This is a genomic window from Enterobacter cloacae complex sp. 382A5 (assembly GCF_050031095.1).
GTDB classification, from domain to species: domain Bacteria; phylum Pseudomonadota; class Gammaproteobacteria; order Enterobacterales; family Enterobacteriaceae; genus Enterobacter; species Enterobacter cloacae.
Window position 1 is genome coordinate 3,927,802 of the sequence record NZ_JBLGVK010000001.1, and the last position, 17,165, is coordinate 3,944,966.

A 17,165-nucleotide genomic window follows, 5' to 3' on the forward strand; every position below is an offset into this window, starting at 1 on the left:
CCTGATTCCGACCCTCTTCGCTTCATTTTCAACCACTCATCCTCTATCCTGAGCGTTATAACCACTGGGTCCTGGAAGACAAATATGAAACGGACAAAATCCATAAATCACGCTTCGTTCCGCAAAAGCTGGAACGCGCGTCACCTCACCCCTGTTGCGCTGGCGGTTACCGCTGTCTTTATGCTGGCAGGCTGTGAGAAAAGCGATGAAACGGTCTCTCTGTATCAAAACGCAGAGGACTGCTCAGCCGCAACCGGTAACGCGGCAGAATGTAAGACCGCGTATAACAACGCCCTGAAAGAAGCGGAACGTACCGCACCGAAATATGCCACACGCGAAGACTGCGTGGCAGAGTTCGGTGAAGGCCAGTGTCAACAGACACCGGCTCAGGCGGGAACGGCGCCAGAAAATCAGGCGCAGGCTCAGTCCAGCGGCAGCTTCTGGATGCCACTGATGGCCGGCTATATGATGGGCCGCCTGATGGGCGGCGGGGCGGGTTACCAACAGCAGCCGCTGTTTAGCTCGAAAAACCCGGCCAGCCCGGCCTACGGCCAATACACCGATGCCAGCGGCAAAGGCTATGGCGCAGCAACGCCTGGCCGCACCGTGACCGTACCGAAAACGGCGATGGCTCCGAAACCGGCTACCACCAGCACCATCACCCGCGGCGGGTTCGGTGAATCTGTGGCGAAACAGACCAGCATGCAGCGCAGCGCGACGGGTACGTCAACTCGCTCAATGGGCGGCTGATCATGGAACGAGTCAGTATCACCGAGCGCCCGGACTGGCGCGAAAAAGCGACCGAATACGGTTTTAACTTCCACACCATGTATGGCGAGCCGTACTGGTGTGAAGACGCTTACTACAAACTGACGCTCGCTCAGGTGGAAAAACTGGAAGCGGTGACGGCAGAACTGCATCAGATGTGCCTGAAGGTCGTCGAGAAAGTGATCGACAGCGACGAGCTGATGGCTAAATTCCGCATTCCGAAGCACACCTGGGGCTTTGTGCGCCAGTCGTGGAAAACCAGCCAGCCCTCGCTCTATTCTCGCCTTGATCTGGCGTGGGATGGCGTGGGTGAACCTAAGCTTCTGGAAAATAACGCCGATACGCCAACCTCTCTGTATGAAGCGGCCTTCTTCCAGTGGATCTGGCTGGAAGACCAGATGAACGCCGGAAACCTGCCGGAAGAGAGCGACCAGTTCAATAGCCTGCAGGAAAAGTTGATTGAGCGTTTCGCCGAGCTGCGTGAACAGCACGGTTTCAACCTGCTGCATCTCGCCTGCTGCCGTGACACGGAAGAAGATCGTGGAACGGTTCAGTATCTGCAGGATTGTGCTGCCGAAGCGGAAGTCGCCACCGAGTTTCTCTATATAGAGGATATCGGTCTGGGCGAGAAAGGTCAGTTTACTGACCTGCAGGATCAGGTAATCAGCAACCTGTTCAAACTCTACCCGTGGGAATATATGCTGCGTGAGATGTTCTCCACCAAGCTGGAAGACGCTGGCGTGCGCTGGCTGGAACCGGCATGGAAGAGCATCATCTCCAACAAAGCCCTGCTGCCGATGCTGTGGGAAATGTTCCCGAACCACCCGAACCTGCTGCCGGCATACTTTGCGGAAGATGATTATCCGCAAATGGAAAAATATGTCGTGAAGCCAATCTTCTCCCGCGAGGGGGCAAACGTCTCCATTATCGAAAACGGTAAAACGCTGGAAGCGGTTGAAGGGCCTTACGGCGAAGAAGGAATGATCGTCCAGGCGTTTTATCAGCTGCCGAAATTTGGCGACAGCTATACGCTGATTGGCAGCTGGCTCATCAACGATCAGCCTGCCGGGATTGGCATCCGCGAAGATCGCGCGCTGATCACGCAGGATCTGTCACGGTTCTATCCGCACATCTTCGTCGAATAAGGCTTGCCCGGTGGCGCTACGCTTACCGGGCCTACACGCGAGATGTAGGCCGGGTAAGGCGAAGCCGCCACCCGGCATGTTTTTTACCCCACCTGCACCGACAACATACTCAAACTCCCCATCTCAATACCGTCGACCGGGATCGTCACCGGTTCCTGACCATCCCACGCGCCAAGAACGTACAGCAGCGGCAGGAAGTGTTCCGGCGTTGGGTTAGAGAGCGAACCGCCTTCGTGATCCAGATAGTTCACCAGCGGATGCTGCTCAACCGGGCCCTGCCAGGTCAGATTGTCTTTGACGTAATCGTTAAAGGACGTTGCCCATGGGTAAGGTGTATTTTCACCGTGCCAGCGCGCCGTACGCAGGTTGTGTACCACGTTACCGCTTGCCACCAGCATAATGCCTTTATCACGAAGCGTAGCCAGCTTGCGGCCCATCTCCATGTGCCAGGCTGCCGGTTTAGTGCTGTCGATACTCAACTGCACCATCGGGATGTCGGCGTCCGGGTACATTTTTATCAGCACGCCCCATGAGCCGTGGTCAAAGCCCCAGGCCTCTTTATCCAGCGCGACCGGGACAGGTGCCAGCAAATCCACCAGCTTCTGTGCCAGCTCGGGCGAGCCGGGGGCCGGATAATGCGTGTCGTACAACGCCTGCGGGAAACCGCCAAAATCATGGATTGTTTTTGGCGCCTCCATGGCAGTTACGCCAGTGCCACGGGTGAACCAATGTGCAGACACCACCACAATCGCCTTCGGACGCGGCAACGTCTCGCCCAGGTGACGCCATGTGCGGGTGTAGACGTTGTCTTCCAGAACGTTCATTGGGCTACCGTGGCCTAAAAACAGTGCTGGCATACGTGAAGAAGTCATGGTGATATCCTTACAGAAGGTGTCAATTTGATGGTGCTACATTACGCTTAACACGATGAAGATGAACGCAGATAAGCGTGAAGATCATCATCAGGAAATTTGAATGTAAGGAATATGTAAAACAGAGGTTTCCCTCTCGCTTTGGCCAACGTGAATTATTAGTATTAATGAGAATCATTATCACAAGGAGCATTGCATGTCCGTCCCCTTGATCCTGACCATCCTGGCGGGTGCCGCCACCTTTATCGGTGCGATCCTCGGTGTGCTTGGTCAAAAGCCGTCTAACCGCGTGCTGGCCTTTTCACTGGGATTTGCTGCCGGCATTATGCTGCTCATCTCTCTGATGGAGATGCTGCCTGCCGCACTGGGCACAGAAGGCATGTCTCCGGTACTGGGTTATGGCATGTTTGTTTTTGGTCTGCTGGGCTATTTTGCCCTCGATCGCATGCTGCCACATGCACATCCGCAGGATTTAATGCAAAAAAGCGTCGCGCCGGTGCCGCAAAAGATTAAACGTACTGCCATCCTCCTGACGCTCGGCATCAGCCTGCACAACTTCCCGGAGGGTGTCGCGACCTATGTCACCGCCAGCAGCAATCTGGAGATGGGTCTGGGTATCGCCCTGGCGGTGGCCTTACACAATATTCCTGAAGGGCTGGCCGTTGCCGGACCGGTTTATGCCGCCACGGGGTCAAAACGCACCGCCGTGTTCTGGGCCGGGATATCTGGAATGGCAGAAATTCTCGGGGGCGTACTGGCGTGGCTGATACTGGGAAGCCTGGTTTCACCGGTGGTAATGGCCGCTATTATGGCCGGGGTTGCCGGGATTATGGTGGCGCTGTCGGTTGATGAACTGATGCCGCTGGCGAAAGAGATCGATCCTAACAACAATCCGAGTTATGGGGTGTTGTGCGGAATGTCTGTAATGGGATTAAGCCTGGTGTTGTTACAAACGGCGGGTATTGGCTGAACGGTTGCGCTTCCTTATTTGAGGGAGCGCAATTTCTTTTAATGTCAGTGAATGCCAACTATCAGTATTAATGATACAAAGTCCGGCACTATACTTTCTAATCGCCATAGAATTCACTTAAGAAATATTATTTATAACTATTTCCCGTAAAATAATTACCGCTTCGTGTATTTAAAAAAACTCAAAAGATTGATGTCAATCACTATTTAAACCAAGCATTCTGGCTGTTGAGCAACAGCTTTTTTTTCATTCATAACTTCAAATGATTTATTAATAGCCTCTAAATCCACCATTTAGAAATATTCACAAGATGAACCATATTGCGACTGGTATATTTCGACCGCTTTAATGAAACTAAAGTGTTGCAATATTAATTCATTAAAAGTATTGCGCCATCCACTCTTAGATAAAGGATTATATCTTCATGTTTAACAAGACTATTCTGGCAGTTGCGACAACTGCATTGCTTTCTGGTCTGTCATTTACTGCTGTGGCGGCAGATAACCAGGGCTCGGGGAAGATCACGTTTACCGGTGAAGTGATCAGTGCCCCTTGCTCAATCACCCCGGGAGATGAAAATCAGACTATTGAATTAGGCGAAGTCGCGGATAGCGTGCTGAATAGCGGTAAAAACTCGCTGCCGGTTGACGTCAATATCCACCTGCAGGACTGCATTCTCTCAACGACAACTGGGCAAACCACCACCACTATCGACAAAGTAAAAGTGACCTTTACTTCCGCAAGCACCGATGCAACCGACACCAGCCTGATGAAAAACACGCTGGATGGAAACATCGGCGGTGCAACAGGTGTAGGCATTCGCTTACTGGATAGCGGCAGTAATAAAGTCACACTGGGTACCCCGATTGAAGTGTCCTTCCCTACCACAAATGCCTATCAGGAACTGAACTTCAAAGCCCGCATGGAACCGGTATCTGGCAGCACGGCTACCCCGGGTAACGTTCAGGCCCAGGCGAATTATATTCTTGATTATAAGTAATTTGATTGTCGTCTGAAAACGTAGCCGATGAAGGACTCATCGGCTTTTATGCCTTCTTTTTAAAAGCGAAACGGATTTATGCTAAAACACTCAGCACATCAACTCTCCCGCCTCTCTGCTTTTATAAAGTATTCGCTGAGTGCCACATTTTACTCAGCTTTATTTGTGTTGCCTGTCTCCGCGGTTCAATTCAACACAGATATGATTGACGTTGAAGACCGAAGTAATATTGATATTTCCCAGTTTGAGAAAAAAGGCCACATCGCGCCGGGTAGCTATCTCGTCCGCATTCAGGTCAATAAAAACACGTTGCCTCAATCCGCAACAATGGAGTGGATCGCAACGGAAAACGAAAGCGGTTCGCAAATTTGCGTGAATGCCGGGCAGTTATCCGCTTTCGGACTGAGCACCGATTTTATTTCGCGGCTCCATTATTCTCAGGGCGGACGTTGCCTTGATCTTTCTGCTGTTCCTGAGCTGGGCTTTTCCCTTAATAAAGGGACGATGGTGCTTTCCGTCACCGTTCCCCAGGCATGGATGAAATATCAGGCGAAGAACTGGACGCCGCCGGAATATTGGGATGAAGGCATTGCGGGTGTTTTACTTGATTATAATCTCTATGCCAGCCAGTACGATCCGCACGGGGGTGACGACAGCCAGAATGTCAGCGCCTACGGCACGCTCGGGTTTAACCTCGGCGCGTGGCGTCTGCGTTCAGATTATCAGTATAACCAAAACTTTCGTCACGGTGAGTCTACAGGCAGCGACAGCAGTCTGGCACGGACCTATCTCTACCGCCCTATCCCTTCGCTGTCATCAAAAATGACGCTGGGGCAATATGATTTAAGCTCAGATATTTTTGATACCTTCCACTTTACCGGTGCCTCACTGGAAAGTGATGAAAGTATGCTGCCGCCTGATTTACAAGGTTATGCACCACAAATTAACGGCATCGCGCAGACCAATGCCAAAGTGACCGTCTCCCAGTCTGGCCGCGTTCTTTATCAAACAACCGTCGCGCCGGGCCCGTTCACCATTTCAGACCTGGGTGAAACCTACCAGGGACAGCTGGATGTGGTGGTCGAAGAGGAAGATGGGCGCAAAACCACCTTCCAGGTGGGTTCATCCTCAATCCCCTTCCTGACCCGAAAAGGCCAGGTGCGCTATAAAACATCCATCGGTAAGCCCACCGCTACGGGCCATAACGATATCAATAACCCGCTTTTCTGGACAGGTGAACTCTCCTGGGGCTGGCTGAGTAATGTGTCACTGTATGGCGGCACCCTGCTGACCGCGGATGATTATCAGGCCATGACCACCGGTATCGGCTTCAACCTGGATTCGTTCGGCTCGATCTCTTTTGATGTGACGGGCGCCGAGGCCACGCTCCATCAGGGAAAAAATGAGACACAGCGTGGGTACAGCTATCGCGCCAACTACGCAAAACGTTTTGAGGCGACCGGCAGCCAGATCACCTTCGCAGGTTATCGATTCTCGGATAAAGAATATGTCTCAATGAGTGAATATCTCGCCTCCCGGGACGGAGATACCTCAACGACAAACGAAAAAGAGAGTTATGTTATCTCCTTCAACCAGTACCTTGATTCGCTGGCATTAAATACCTATCTCAACGTCACCCGTAACACCTACTGGGACAACAGCAGCAACACAAACTACTCCTTTTCGCTGAGCCGCAATTTTGATATCGGCAATTTAAGAGGCCTGTCCGCTTCGCTGGCGCTGAGCCGCGTGCGCTGGGACGATAGCGACGAAAATCAGGTTTATTTCTCGTTCACGCTACCGCTGGAGCAGAGTCGCAGCATTATGTATAGCTATCAGCGCTCGGGCGGAGACAGCGCATCGCATATGGCTTCTTATTTTGACTCCTCCGACCGCAATAACACCTGGAATATCTCGGCCTCGGCCACGGAAGAAGATCTGCGCGAGGGTGAACCTTCCCTGCGCGGCGGGTATCAGCACTACTCTCCTTACGGACGACTGAATCTTTCCGGAAGCGTCCAACCCAATCAATACCGCTCCATCACTGCGGGCTGGAATGGCTCATTCACCGCCACGCGCCACGGCATGGCGCTGCATGATTACAGCCCGGCGAACAACGCCCGCATGATGCTTGATGCCAACGGCGTGGCAGGCATTGAAGTCAACAGCTCGCGCACGCGTACAAATGCTTTTGGTATTGCCGTACTGCCTTCATTGACTAACTACACCACGTCTACCGTCCGGGTTAACAGCAACACGCTCCCGGATGGGGTAGATATCGAAACCTCCGTCATTCGAACCACGCTGACGGAAGGTGCCATAGGCTATAGCAAGCTCAACGCCACCAGCGGATACCAGATCGTTGGCATCATTCGCCAGGAAAACGGTCAGTATCCCCCTCTGGGCGTTAGCGTCATCGACAAGGCCTCAGGCAAAGAGGTCGGCCTCGTGGCGGAAGAAGGTTTCGTATACCTCAGCGGGATTCAGGAAGACAGCGCTTTACGCCTGAGCTGGTCTGACAAAACGTGCGAAATCACGCCCCCAAACCAAAGTAACCTCAGCGGCGAGGCAATCTTACTCCCTTGTAAAACCGTGCATTAATTCAGGATGAAACAATGAACCTATCGTTAATTTCAAAAGGACTTATCTGCCTTCTCGGCGCGTGTAATCTTGCATACGCCACCGTGTCCCCCGACAGAACACGCATCATTTTCAACGCCTCCGCAAAAAGCGTGTCGGTCAGATTGATAAACCAGAGTAAAACCGATCCTTATCTGGCTCAGTCATGGATAGAGGATAAAGAGGGTAAAAAAACGCGCGAGTTTATCTCTCCTGTTCCGCCACTGTTGCGTATCGAGCCTGAGGAACAAGCGCAGGTTCGCCTGATGGCGCAGCAAAACCTCAGCCGACTTCCAGCCGATCGCGAGTCGCTGTTTTATTACAACATGCGGGAGATCCCACCCAAAGCCGAGCAGAAGAACGTGATGCAAATTGCCATGCAAAGCCGCCTTAAGCTGTTCTGGCGGCCAAAAGCCATTGAGCTGAAGGAGGGCCAGTTTGTTCCGCTGGATAAGGTAGTTATATCCCGCGCCTCGGGTACGCTGCAGTTTAAAAACAGCAGCCCCTATTACATCACCGTGGGCTATATCGGCCTGAACGGTAAAACCTTATTGCCGGGTGCGGAGAGCGTCATGATCGAGCCGTTCGGTCAGGCCAGCCAAGCGCTGGCTAATCTGCCCGCTGATTTCCAAATTGGCTATATCGGCGATTATGGTGGCCTGGAAATGTTTAAGGTGAGCTGTAACACAGTGCAACCCACCTGCCAGAGCAAGCCGGTGAAAAAGGGATAATGATGAAAAAAATATACCTCGCGGCAATTACCCTTTTTTGTCTGTTCTCATCATCCGCATGGGCGCTGGACTGCTACAAAGGTTCAAAAGGGGGAGCAAGTCTGGTGACAACTACGTTGCCAACATTCACGGTACCGGCAAACGCCCCTGCCGGGCAAAAAATCTGGGAAAGCGGCGATTTGCTGGTAACAGTGTATTGCGATAATGCGACGCGCGATCACACCAAGCCGGTCGAACAGGATCCCTGGAGCGAAAACATTTATGCCTATATCCTGGACAGTTTTCATAATACCGATAGCCTGATGACCAACAATCCCTATCTGGCATTTGGCGTGACTTATAACGGTGTTGACTATGATACCCCTGACATCAAAATTGATACCGGCGTCTGTCTTGACCGGGGCGATGACGAGTGGCACAAGTATAGCGAAGCGGCCTGCAATGGCACCACCATTCAGAAAAACGTCACTTTCACCGTGCGGTTTCGCCTCTATGTGAAGTTAAAAGAGGTACCAAAAGAGCAGTTTGACTTCACATTCCCTTCGGTCACCGTACTTACCTTTGATGGTGTCGGAGGGATAAATGTCATGCCCTATGCAAAAAACCTGCATTACGACATTACCGGGCTTTCAAATATTCACTTCCTGGATTGCGGTGTGGATATCCGGATCTACCCTGAAAATCAGATTGTGAATTTTGGCCAGTTTACGGAGAGCGCAGTCAATACTAACGCCGTCACCTCACCGTTTAGCATTTCGACAATCCGGGATGCCACTGCTGGCTGTTCAGAACAATTTGACGTAACGACCAGCTTTTACACCACCGATACGCTCTACGATAATACGCATCTGGACATGGGAAATGGTTTACTCATGCGTCTCATTGATAAAACCAATGGCGATGTGACGTACAACCAGTATCTTCCTTTTGCAACCTATCACCCTGATGATACGGAGACGACGCTGACGCATGACTATACGGCGGAGCTAACCCGTAAACCTGGTGAAGCCGTTATTCCTGGACCATTCAGTAAAGACATTATTGTCAAAATCAATTATCAATAATTGTTCAAAAAGCAGACCAGCATCTCCTGTTGGTCTGCTTATTTAGCCCCTCGCCCTCTTTTTTCTATGTAAGCCATTCACTTCAATAATTAATAAACGCATACTTAAAATGTCTTTAATTATTTTTTAATCACGCATTGTTACAATTAGTTTTAGAATACAACCGCCTCAAACATCAATATCTCTTAAATATTATTCATAACAAGGATATTTCATGCGAAATATTTCAAAAACACTTTTGGCGGTTGCTTTAGGCTCTTTTATCTCTGGCAATGCACTGGCAAGCGATCAGAGCTCCGGTAAAATCACCTTTAAGGGCGTTATTATTGACGCACCATGCAATATTGCACCAGACAGTATTGATAAAGAGATTGAACTTGGCCAGTTCACCACGGCGGTGATGAATGTGAATAAAAAATCCACGGCGGTACCGGTTGATATCAACCTGGAAAACTGCCAGCTTGACGCTGCAGATGAAACCGCAACACCCGTCACCAAAGTGGACGTAACCTTCAGCAGCACTGCAACCGACGCAACCGATACCAGCCTGATGAGCAACACCTATGCGGGCGGCGCGCAGAACGTGGGCGTTCGTTTGCTGGATAATGCAGAGACCCCTATCACGCTTGGTACGGCTCAAACTGTCGATCTTTCTGCGGGTTCAGCGACCCAGACGCTGCACTTCAAAGCGCAGATGGAAGTGGTCGATGGTAAAACAGCAACGGCAGGCCAGGTCGAATCTACCGCGAATTACGTCCTGTTGTATAAATAAGCCCATACCGTTAATTATATTTCGGCTGGCAATATATTTGCCAGCCATTGCCGTAATTTTATTTGAGAGCTGAATGATGAAATACAGTGCATTTTCGATCATCATTGCTGGCTTTCTTACGCCTCTTCCACTGGCCGCCGTTGAATTTAATATTAACGCTATCGATAAAGATCAGCGCGGCAATGTTGATTTATCCCAGTTCAAAGATAAGAACCATGTTGCGCCGGGTCATTATTTCGTTAACGTTGCAATTAATAATACGCCACTCGCTAGCGGCTGGCAGTTAGCCTGGTATAAAAAAGACGATACAACGGAAGTCTGCATTCCGTCCGATCTGGCGGACACTTTTGGTCTGGACGATAAATACCGCAGCATGCTGACGGTTAACGCGGGCTGTGTCGACTTTTCCCCGCTGCCGCAGGTTCGTTTCGAGTTTATTCAGGCGACGCAAACGCTGGAAGTCACCCTACCTCAGGCCTGGCTACAGTACCGTTCCACCAACTGGATGCCGCCCGCGACCTGGGACAACGGTGTCTCAGGCGTGCTGCTGGATTACAATCTGTTTGCCAGCCGCTATCAGTCCGATGAGGGGTCAAGCAGCGATAACGTCAATACCTACGGGACCGCTGGCGCCAACCTGGGCGCCTGGCGACTGCGGGGAGATTATCAGTACGCCCTTAACCGTACGGAAGGGAGGTCGCAGAGCGACGGGCGCCTTTCTCGCGCCTACCTTTTTCGCCCTCTGCCTGCACTCGGCTCAAAGTTCACGCTGGGTGAGTCAGATTTTCAGTCGGATATTTTCGACGGATTTTCCTACACCGGAGCCTCACTGATCAGCGACGAGCGTATGCTTCCCTGGTCTCTGCGCGGCTACGCGCCACAAATTTCTGGTATTGCTCAGACGAATGCCACCGTGACCGTCAGCCAGGCAGACAGAATTATCTATCAAACCAAAGTCCCACCGGGCCCTTTCGTCATCCAGGATATCAACCAGTCCGTACAGGGAACGTTGGACGTCACCGTCGCCGAAGAAGACGGTCATACCAGCACCTTTCAGGTTTCTGCTGCCTCTGTGCCTTTCCTGACGCGACAAGGCCAGGTTCGCTATAAGCTGGCGGGCGGTAAACCCCGTCAGGACAGCTCGCATCAGGTCGAAAGCGAGGCCTTTTTAAGCAGCGAATTCTCCTGGGGCGTACTGTCCCGAACATCCCTGTACGGTGGGATCCTGAACAGCGGTAATGATTACCGCGCGCTGGCGGCAGGTATCGGGCAGAACATGGATATGCTGGGCGCGCTGTCATTTGATGTCACCCAGGCCAGCAGCCAGCACGAGGGGGAAGCAAAGCAGACGGGATACAGTTACCGCATCAACTACAGCAAGCGTTTCGACACCACCGGGAGTCAGCTCACGCTTGCCAGCTACCGCTACTCCGACAGCCGCTTTCTCAGCTATGCCCGCTTTCTTGAAAAAGACCAGGATAACGCGGAAACGGAAAAACAGACGCTAAGCATCACTGCCAGCCAGTACATCCCCGCCCTGTCGCTAAACCTTTACCTTGGTCTGCTGCGCCAGACCTGGTGGGAAAGAGCCCCTTCCACCACCGGCACGCTCACGGCAGGATACAACTTCGACCTTGGCCGCTGGAAAAATCTTGGCGTGACGGCCTCATGGAGCAAAACACATTATCAGGATCAAGGCGATGACACGCAGGTTTACTTCTCTTTAAGCCTCCCCCTCGATCCGGATCATCGCCTCAATTACGATCTGAGAAACAGCGACACGACGCGTCAAACGCTCTCCTGGTATGACTCTTCAGACAGTAACAATACCTGGGGGATATCCGCTGGTACCGAGAGCGAAAAAACTGACGCCGGGGCGCAAGTCAGCGCGAATTATCAGCACTATGCCGGGACGGGAGATCTGAACCTGTCCGGAAGCTACAAGGCCCATGACTACCGTTCCGTCAGCGCGAGCTGGAACGGCTCGTTTACGGCAACCGCCCACGGGGCGTCGCTTCATCGCCGGAGCTACGGCAACGAACCGCGCGTGATGGTCAGCACGGAAGGGATCGGCAATATACCGCTAAATATGTCCCGCGATGCCACCAACATGTTTGGTATTGGCGTCCTGCCCGCCTTTTCGAGCTATATGCCCGCCAGCGTACAGGTCAATCTGAATAACCTGCCAGAGGGTGTCGATGTCGATAACCACGTCATTCGCTCCACCTGGACCGAGGGTGCAATTGGTTATCGGCTGATTGCCTCCCGTCAGGGTCAGGATGTTGCCGGGATCGTGCGTACCGCCAGCGGCACGCCGCCTCTCGGCGCCCAGGTGCGTGAGCAGGATTCAGGCAAAGAGGTGGGCATTATCGCCCAGGACGGACATATCTGGCTGGGGGCGGTAAAAGCTGAACAGCACTTTATCGTCACCTGGGGAGACGATCAGCAGTGTCATTTCTCCCTGCCAGCCTCTCTTGACAACACCACGCAGCTGATGCTGCCCTGCCAGTAACTTATCACTATGAAATCATACGTTTATTTAGCAGCACTCCTGTTTTGTGGCTCCAGCGTCTCGCAGGCGGCAATTAACCTGGACAGGACGCGCATCGTCTTTGCCGAAAGCGATAAAGCCAGCAGCCTGACCATTGAAAACCAGAGCAAATCGCTTCCCTATCTTGCCCTCGCCTGGGTGGAGGATCGGGACGGGCGCAAAGAGGACCCCCATTTTATGGTCCTGCCGCCTATTCAGCGCATTGAACCCGGCGCCTCGTCACAGGTGCGGATCGTGAAACAGGCCGCGACGCAACAGCTGCCTGAGGATCGGGAAACGCTATTTTATTTCAATCTGCGTGAAGTGCCGCCCAAAAGCGGGAGCCTGAAAGAGGAGCGCAGCGTCATGCAGGTGGCTATGCAGAGCCGCATAAAGTTGTTCTGGCGGCCGGACAGCATTCGTAAAAAATCAGGTGAAGAGACGGAAATGCAGCTGTCGGTGACGCTGTCGGGCAAAACCATGCGCCTGAAAAACCCAACGCCCTATTTCATTACTCTGGCGTGGCTGAGCAATAACGGAAAAACCATGATGCCAGGCTTCGACAGCCTGATGATTAGCCCGTTTGCGACCAGTACGCTGACGCTGAGTGAAACAGAAGGAACGGGCTACAGCATAGGTTATATTGATGATTATGGTGCGCTACGCAAGGTCAATTTAACCTGTACCGGGTCAGCACCATGCACGCTAACGCCGCGCAAGGCAGGGCAAAATGCGACATCTCGCTAAGCTTTTCCTTTTAATGCTGGTGATGTGTCCCCTTAAGCAGGCGCTGGCGCTGAACTGCTACCTTGGCACACAAAATGGTCCGGTGGAGCAAACCAAAACGGTGTCAGAATTCTCAATCCCCAGCACAGCAAAAGTTGGGCAAAAGATTTGGGAATCCAGCGATATCAAAATCCCCGTGTATTGCGACAGAAATACCGCGTCAAACCATGAGAACGAAGACGTCTTCGCCTGGGTGAACCCTTATCCGTCGGTGTCGGATCCTTACTACGAGCTCGGTGTTACCTACGAGGGTGCGGATTACGATGCCATCGGGCAAACCTACGGCGTGGATACCCGTCAGTGTCTGGACAACAACAGCCTGAGCAAATACACGGCCGAACAGCTAAAAGCGATGGGCTGGGAGAAATACATCTGTTCGGGGAATGCGTGGGATGTACATACCTCACGAACCTTTGCGGCACGCTTCAGGCTGTACGTTAAGCTCAAAGCGATACCGCCTCAGGGCTACGTCAGCACGCTTGGTGATTACATCGTCGTGCAGTTTGACGGCAAAGGCGGCGTAAATGCGCTTCCTGATGCCAAAAACCTCAAATACCACATTAACGGGCTGGAAAACATCAGGGTACTGGACTGCGGAGCGACGTTCAGTATTTACCCTGAGAATCAGGAGATCGACTTTGGCACCTTCAGCGCACGTGACATCGTCAATCAGGGCACGCGTAAGCGAACGTTCTCGGTTAAAACCAGTAAAGTACAGGATGCGCAGTGTTCAGACGGATTTAAGATTGACTCGTCGTTCTATACCGATAGCGAGCTGACGGCCAGTGATACGGCGTTGCTGATTGGTAATGGCCTGAAGCTGCGTATTCTTAACGGCACACAGCCCTACACCTTCAATCAGTATGACGAGTACGCTGATTTTACCGGTTCGGTGCTGCATTTCGAGACCACGTACACCGCTGAGCTTTCACGTGCAGAGGGAAAGGGTATCGATTCTGGCCCTTTTGAAACGGTCGTGCTGTTTAAAATTAACTACCACTAGAGACAAAAAAGCCGGGTTTCCCCGGCTTTTTCATTCGTGCACCGTTCAGCTGGCTTTGCGCTCGTGCGCCTGACGGTACTCGATCAGATCTTCAATTGTCACGACCGGCATGTTGTGCAGGCGTGCAAAGGTAATGCACTCTGGTGCGCGCGCCATGGTGCCGTCATCGTTGGTCAGTTCACACAGTACGCCTGCAGGTTTGAAGCCTGCCAGCGTCACCAGATCGATGGTCGCTTCAGTGTGGCCACCACGGGTCAGCACACCGCCCGCCTGCGCACGCAGCGGGAAGACGTGGCCAGGACGGTGCAGGTCGGATGGCTTGGCGTCATCGGCAATTGCTGCACGGACGGTAGTCAGACGGTCAGCCGCGGAGACACCGGTAGTCACTCCATGCGCGGCTTCGATGGTCACGGTAAAGCCGGTACCAAAGGCGCTGGTGTTGTTTTCGACCATCATCGGCAGCTCGAGCTGCTTACGGCGGTCTTCGGTAATACACAGGCATACGATGCCGCTGCCGTGACGGATGGTCAGTGCCATCTGCTCAACGGTCATGTTTTCGGCGGCGAAAATCATGTCGCCTTCGTTTTCACGGTTTTCATCGTCAAGCACCATCACGCCGCGGCCTTCGCGCAGGGCATCCAGTGCATGTTCAACACGTTGAGTTGAAGTGCCAAAAGAGGAAAGTAGCGTCTGATTCATGGTAAAAAAACCTCATTAACATTATGGTTACCAGAATCAGGGCAGTCTTAGGAGCGCCGTATAAGCGGCAAAAAGATAACGTGAGCGGGCCCATGCCCGACTGGATCGTTACTCTCTCCCATCCGGACTTTAACCGTCGGCCCCGGAATTACACCGGATCTGCTGACCTTTGAGAGTTCACCCAAAGCGCTCGCGGGCTTTCAGCATGACGCTGATTTACCGCCGGTGGGGAATTTCGCCCCGCCCTGAGAATAAGCGAGATAACTATAACGCTATTGATTAACCTGGGCAATGCATAAGCTTCAAACAAATCTGCTTTATCCTGGAGCATGACGCGCTACAATGTTCATCAACACCGTCTTATCAAGGGAAGCCACTATGATTGACCCGAAGAAAATTGAGCAAATTGCGCGTCAGGTTCATGAGTCCATGCCAAAAGGCATTCGTGAATTTGGTGATGACGTTGAGAAGAAAATCCGCCAGACGCTGCAGGCGCAGTTGGTTCGCCTTGATTTAGTGAGCCGCGAAGAGTTTGACGTGCAGACACAGGTTCTGCTGCGCACCCGTGAAAAGCTGGCGCTGCTGGAACAGCGTCTTACCGAGCTGGAAAACCGCAATACCCCGGAAGAAGTGAAGCCGGCACCAGCGATACCGCCGGTGGATGACCAGGCCTAAGTGCGGCCTGATGCCCTCACCCCAGCCCTCTCCCACGGGGAGAGGGTGAAATAACGGGCCAACTGGCCCGTTTTTTACTGACTGTCTTTCTGGATCTTTTTGATGATGTTGGTGGTTGAACACCCGTCCTCAAAGTTGAGCACCATCACTTCACCGCCGTTGGCCCAGACCTCTTCGCTGCCCGCGATTTGCTCCGGTTTGTAATCGCCGCCTTTCACCAGCAGGTCAGGCAGAATGCCGGCAATCAGGCGCTGAGGCGTGTCTTCTTCAAACGGCACAACCCAGTCCACTGCTTCCAGCGCGCCGAGCACAATCATACGCTGCTCCAGCGGATTCACTGGACGCGTTTCGCCCTTCAGACGTTTGGTCGAGGCATCGCTGTTCACCGCCACAATCAGACGATCGCCCAGCTTGCGTGCATTCGCCAGATAAGAGACATGGCCCGCGTGCAGAATGTCGAATACGCCGTTGGTCATCACCACTTTCTCACCGCGTTTACGCGCGGCGGCAACGGCCACTTTCAGCTCTTCTTCCGTCATGACGCCAAAACCGGTATCGGCGCGGCCGCGCACGGCGTTTTCCAGTTCAATTGGCGAAACGGTAGAGGTCCCAAGTTTACCGACAACCACGCCCGCCGCGGCGTTCGCAAAGTAGCACGCTTCTTCGAGGGAGTTACCCGCCGCCAGCGTTGCCGCCAGTACGCCAATCACCGTATCACCGGCACCGGTCACGTCATAGACTTCCTGCGCCTGGGTTGGCATATGCAGCGGCGCCTTGCCCGGCTGCAGCAGCGTCATTCCCTGCTCGGAGCGGGTCACCAGCAGTGCAGACAGCTCGAAGTCAGCGATGATCTTCATGCCGCGCTCGACGATCTCCGCTTCCGACTTGCACTTGCCCGCCACCGCTTCAAACTCAGAGAGATTAGGCGTCAGCAGCGTTGCGCCGCGATAGCGCTCAAAGTCGGTGCCTTTCGGATCGATCAGTACCGGCACATTGGCTTTACGCGCCAGCTGGATCATCTGTTGTACGCTTGCCAGTGCCCCTTTGGCGTAATCAGACAGTACCAGCGCGCCGATATTGCCCAGCGCCTGATTAATGCGCTCGTGCAGCGGCTCAGGATCCACACCCTCAAACCCTTCTTCAAAGTCGAGGCGGATCAGCTGCTGGTTACGCGACAACACGCGCAGCTTGGTAATGGTCGGGTGCGTCGGAACAGAAACGAAATCGCACTTCACGTTCACGTCCGCCAGCGACTTGCTCAGCGCGCGCGCCGCATCGTCGATACCGGTGAGGCCCACCAGACGCGAATGCGCGCCCAGAGAAGCAATGTTCATCGCCACGTTTGCCGCGCCGCCAGGACGCTCTTCAATGGTATCGACCTTAACGACCGGTACCGGTGCTTCCGGGGAGATACGGCTGGTCGGCCCATACCAGTAGCGATCAAGCATTACATCGCCGACAACCATAACTCCAGCACGTTCAAACTCTGGCAGTGTTACTTTCATTCCTGACTCCAGAAAGATTCACAATT

Annotated in this window: 15 protein-coding genes and 1 riboswitch; of the genes, 12 read left to right on the plus strand and 3 right to left on the minus strand. The window is 52.9% G+C overall.

The genetic code is table 11. The annotated features are described in order from the left end of the window. Window positions 1-84: 84 nt before the first annotated feature. Complete coding sequence (locus ACQG2G_RS18510) at window positions 85-750, plus strand: DUF1190 family protein (protein ID WP_013098745.1); 666 nt, start codon at window positions 85-87, stop codon at window positions 748-750. Between the two features lie 2 nt (window positions 751-752). Next, window positions 753-1,913, plus strand: a complete 1,161-nt coding sequence (locus tag ACQG2G_RS18515; RefSeq protein ID WP_029883040.1) for a glutathionylspermidine synthase family protein — start codon at window positions 753-755, stop codon at window positions 1,911-1,913. 83 nt (window positions 1,914-1,996) lie between these two features. Here the strand turns inward: ACQG2G_RS18515 and ygiD are convergent, their stop codons facing one another. Beyond that, entirely contained in the window at window positions 1,997-2,785 is a 789-nt protein-coding gene (ygiD, locus tag ACQG2G_RS18520; RefSeq protein ID WP_348595952.1) for a 4,5-DOPA dioxygenase extradiol, read from the minus strand. Between the two features lie 196 nt (window positions 2,786-2,981). Between ygiD and zupT the strand changes: the two genes are divergently transcribed. From zupT to ACQG2G_RS18565, 9 genes are all read left to right on the plus strand, one after another. Further along, window positions 2,982-3,755, plus strand: coding sequence for a zinc transporter ZupT (gene zupT, locus ACQG2G_RS18525; RefSeq protein WP_061771670.1), 774 nt, complete (start codon window positions 2,982-2,984; stop codon window positions 3,753-3,755). 424 nt (window positions 3,756-4,179) lie between these two features. Then, window positions 4,180-4,755 carry a fimbrial-like protein gene (locus ACQG2G_RS18530; protein ID WP_348595951.1) on the plus strand — a complete coding sequence of 192 codons (576 nt, stop codon included), beginning with the start codon at window positions 4,180-4,182 and terminating at the stop codon, window positions 4,753-4,755. 78 nt (window positions 4,756-4,833) lie between these two features. Continuing rightward, window positions 4,834-7,356: a fimbria/pilus outer membrane usher protein gene (locus ACQG2G_RS18535; protein ID WP_348595950.1), complete on the plus strand. Its 2,523-nt coding sequence runs from the start codon at window positions 4,834-4,836 to the stop codon at window positions 7,354-7,356. Between the two features lie 14 nt (window positions 7,357-7,370). Beyond that, window positions 7,371-8,105, plus strand: a complete 735-nt coding sequence (locus ACQG2G_RS18540) for a fimbrial biogenesis chaperone (RefSeq protein ID WP_248766634.1) — start codon at window positions 7,371-7,373, stop codon at window positions 8,103-8,105. A gap of 2 nt (window positions 8,106-8,107) precedes the next feature. Beyond that, window positions 8,108-9,169: a fimbrial protein gene (locus tag ACQG2G_RS18545; RefSeq protein WP_248766908.1), complete on the plus strand. Its 1,062-nt coding sequence runs from the start codon at window positions 8,108-8,110 to the stop codon at window positions 9,167-9,169. Window positions 9,170-9,383: 214 nt separating this feature from the next. After that, window positions 9,384-9,941, plus strand: coding sequence for a fimbrial protein (locus ACQG2G_RS18550; protein WP_348595949.1), 558 nt, complete (start codon window positions 9,384-9,386; stop codon window positions 9,939-9,941). A 76-nt stretch (window positions 9,942-10,017) separates the two neighbouring features. After that, entirely contained in the window at window positions 10,018-12,453 is a 2,436-nt protein-coding gene (locus ACQG2G_RS18555; RefSeq protein ID WP_348595953.1) for a fimbria/pilus outer membrane usher protein, read from the plus strand. A gap of 9 nt (window positions 12,454-12,462) precedes the next feature. Beyond that, complete coding sequence (locus ACQG2G_RS18560; protein ID WP_348595948.1) at window positions 12,463-13,218, plus strand: molecular chaperone; 756 nt, start codon at window positions 12,463-12,465, stop codon at window positions 13,216-13,218. Next, window positions 13,202-14,260 (plus strand): type 1 fimbrial protein, encoded by a 1,059-nt coding sequence (locus tag ACQG2G_RS18565; RefSeq protein ID WP_348595947.1) that lies wholly within the window; start codon window positions 13,202-13,204, stop codon window positions 14,258-14,260. Before ACQG2G_RS18560 ends, ACQG2G_RS18565 begins: the two co-directional genes overlap by 17 nt. A 45-nt stretch (window positions 14,261-14,305) precedes the next feature. Here the strand turns inward: ACQG2G_RS18565 and ribB are convergent, their stop codons facing one another. Next, complete coding sequence (gene ribB / locus ACQG2G_RS18570; protein ID WP_008502964.1) at window positions 14,306-14,959, minus strand: 3,4-dihydroxy-2-butanone-4-phosphate synthase; 654 nt, start codon at window positions 14,957-14,959, stop codon at window positions 14,306-14,308. Between the two features lie 106 nt (window positions 14,960-15,065). After that, a riboswitch (FMN riboswitch) is annotated at window positions 15,066-15,216 on the minus strand. 121 nt (window positions 15,217-15,337) lie between these two features. Here ribB and ubiK point away from each other — a divergent pair. Beyond that, complete coding sequence (ubiK, locus tag ACQG2G_RS18575) at window positions 15,338-15,634, plus strand: ubiquinone biosynthesis accessory factor UbiK (RefSeq protein ID WP_013098757.1); 297 nt, start codon at window positions 15,338-15,340, stop codon at window positions 15,632-15,634. 74 nt (window positions 15,635-15,708) lie between these two features. On the opposite strand, the gene hldE is transcribed toward ubiK, so the two are convergent. Continuing rightward, the gene (gene hldE, locus ACQG2G_RS18580; RefSeq protein WP_013098758.1) at window positions 15,709-17,139 is read right to left on the minus strand and encodes a bifunctional D-glycero-beta-D-manno-heptose-7-phosphate kinase/D-glycero-beta-D-manno-heptose 1-phosphate adenylyltransferase HldE; all 1,431 of its coding nucleotides are present in this window, start codon (window positions 17,137-17,139) and stop codon (window positions 15,709-15,711) included. Window positions 17,140-17,165 lie beyond the last annotated feature (26 nt).

Bases quoted from the DNA above. Each gene is read 5' to 3' on its own strand.
- ACQG2G_RS18535 (WP_348595950.1), top strand. From the start codon at position 4,834: ATGCTAAAACACTCAGCACATCAACTCTCCCGCCTCTCTGCTTTTATA.
- ACQG2G_RS18555 (WP_348595953.1), top strand. From the start codon at position 10,018: ATGAAATACAGTGCATTTTCGATCATCATTGCTGGCTTTCTTACGCCT.
- ACQG2G_RS18530 (WP_348595951.1), top strand. From the start codon at position 4,180: ATGTTTAACAAGACTATTCTGGCAGTTGCGACAACTGCATTGCTTTCT.
- ACQG2G_RS18560 (WP_348595948.1), top strand. From the start codon at position 12,463: ATGAAATCATACGTTTATTTAGCAGCACTCCTGTTTTGTGGCTCCAGC.
- ACQG2G_RS18565 (WP_348595947.1), top strand. From the start codon at position 13,202: ATGCGACATCTCGCTAAGCTTTTCCTTTTAATGCTGGTGATGTGTCCC.
- ribB (WP_008502964.1), bottom strand. From the start codon at position 14,959: ATGAATCAGACGCTACTTTCCTCTTTTGGCACTTCAACTCAACGTGTT.
- ACQG2G_RS18515 (WP_029883040.1), top strand. From the start codon at position 753: ATGGAACGAGTCAGTATCACCGAGCGCCCGGACTGGCGCGAAAAAGCG.
- hldE (WP_013098758.1), bottom strand. From the start codon at position 17,139: ATGAAAGTAACACTGCCAGAGTTTGAACGTGCTGGAGTTATGGTTGTC.
- ygiD (WP_348595952.1), bottom strand. From the start codon at position 2,785: ATGACTTCTTCACGTATGCCAGCACTGTTTTTAGGCCACGGTAGCCCA.
- ubiK (WP_013098757.1), top strand. From the start codon at position 15,338: ATGATTGACCCGAAGAAAATTGAGCAAATTGCGCGTCAGGTTCATGAG.
- ACQG2G_RS18510 (WP_013098745.1), top strand. From the start codon at position 85: ATGAAACGGACAAAATCCATAAATCACGCTTCGTTCCGCAAAAGCTGG.
- ACQG2G_RS18540 (WP_248766634.1), top strand. From the start codon at position 7,371: ATGAACCTATCGTTAATTTCAAAAGGACTTATCTGCCTTCTCGGCGCG.
- zupT (WP_061771670.1), top strand. From the start codon at position 2,982: ATGTCCGTCCCCTTGATCCTGACCATCCTGGCGGGTGCCGCCACCTTT.
- ACQG2G_RS18550 (WP_348595949.1), top strand. From the start codon at position 9,384: ATGCGAAATATTTCAAAAACACTTTTGGCGGTTGCTTTAGGCTCTTTT.
- ACQG2G_RS18545 (WP_248766908.1), top strand. From the start codon at position 8,108: ATGAAAAAAATATACCTCGCGGCAATTACCCTTTTTTGTCTGTTCTCA.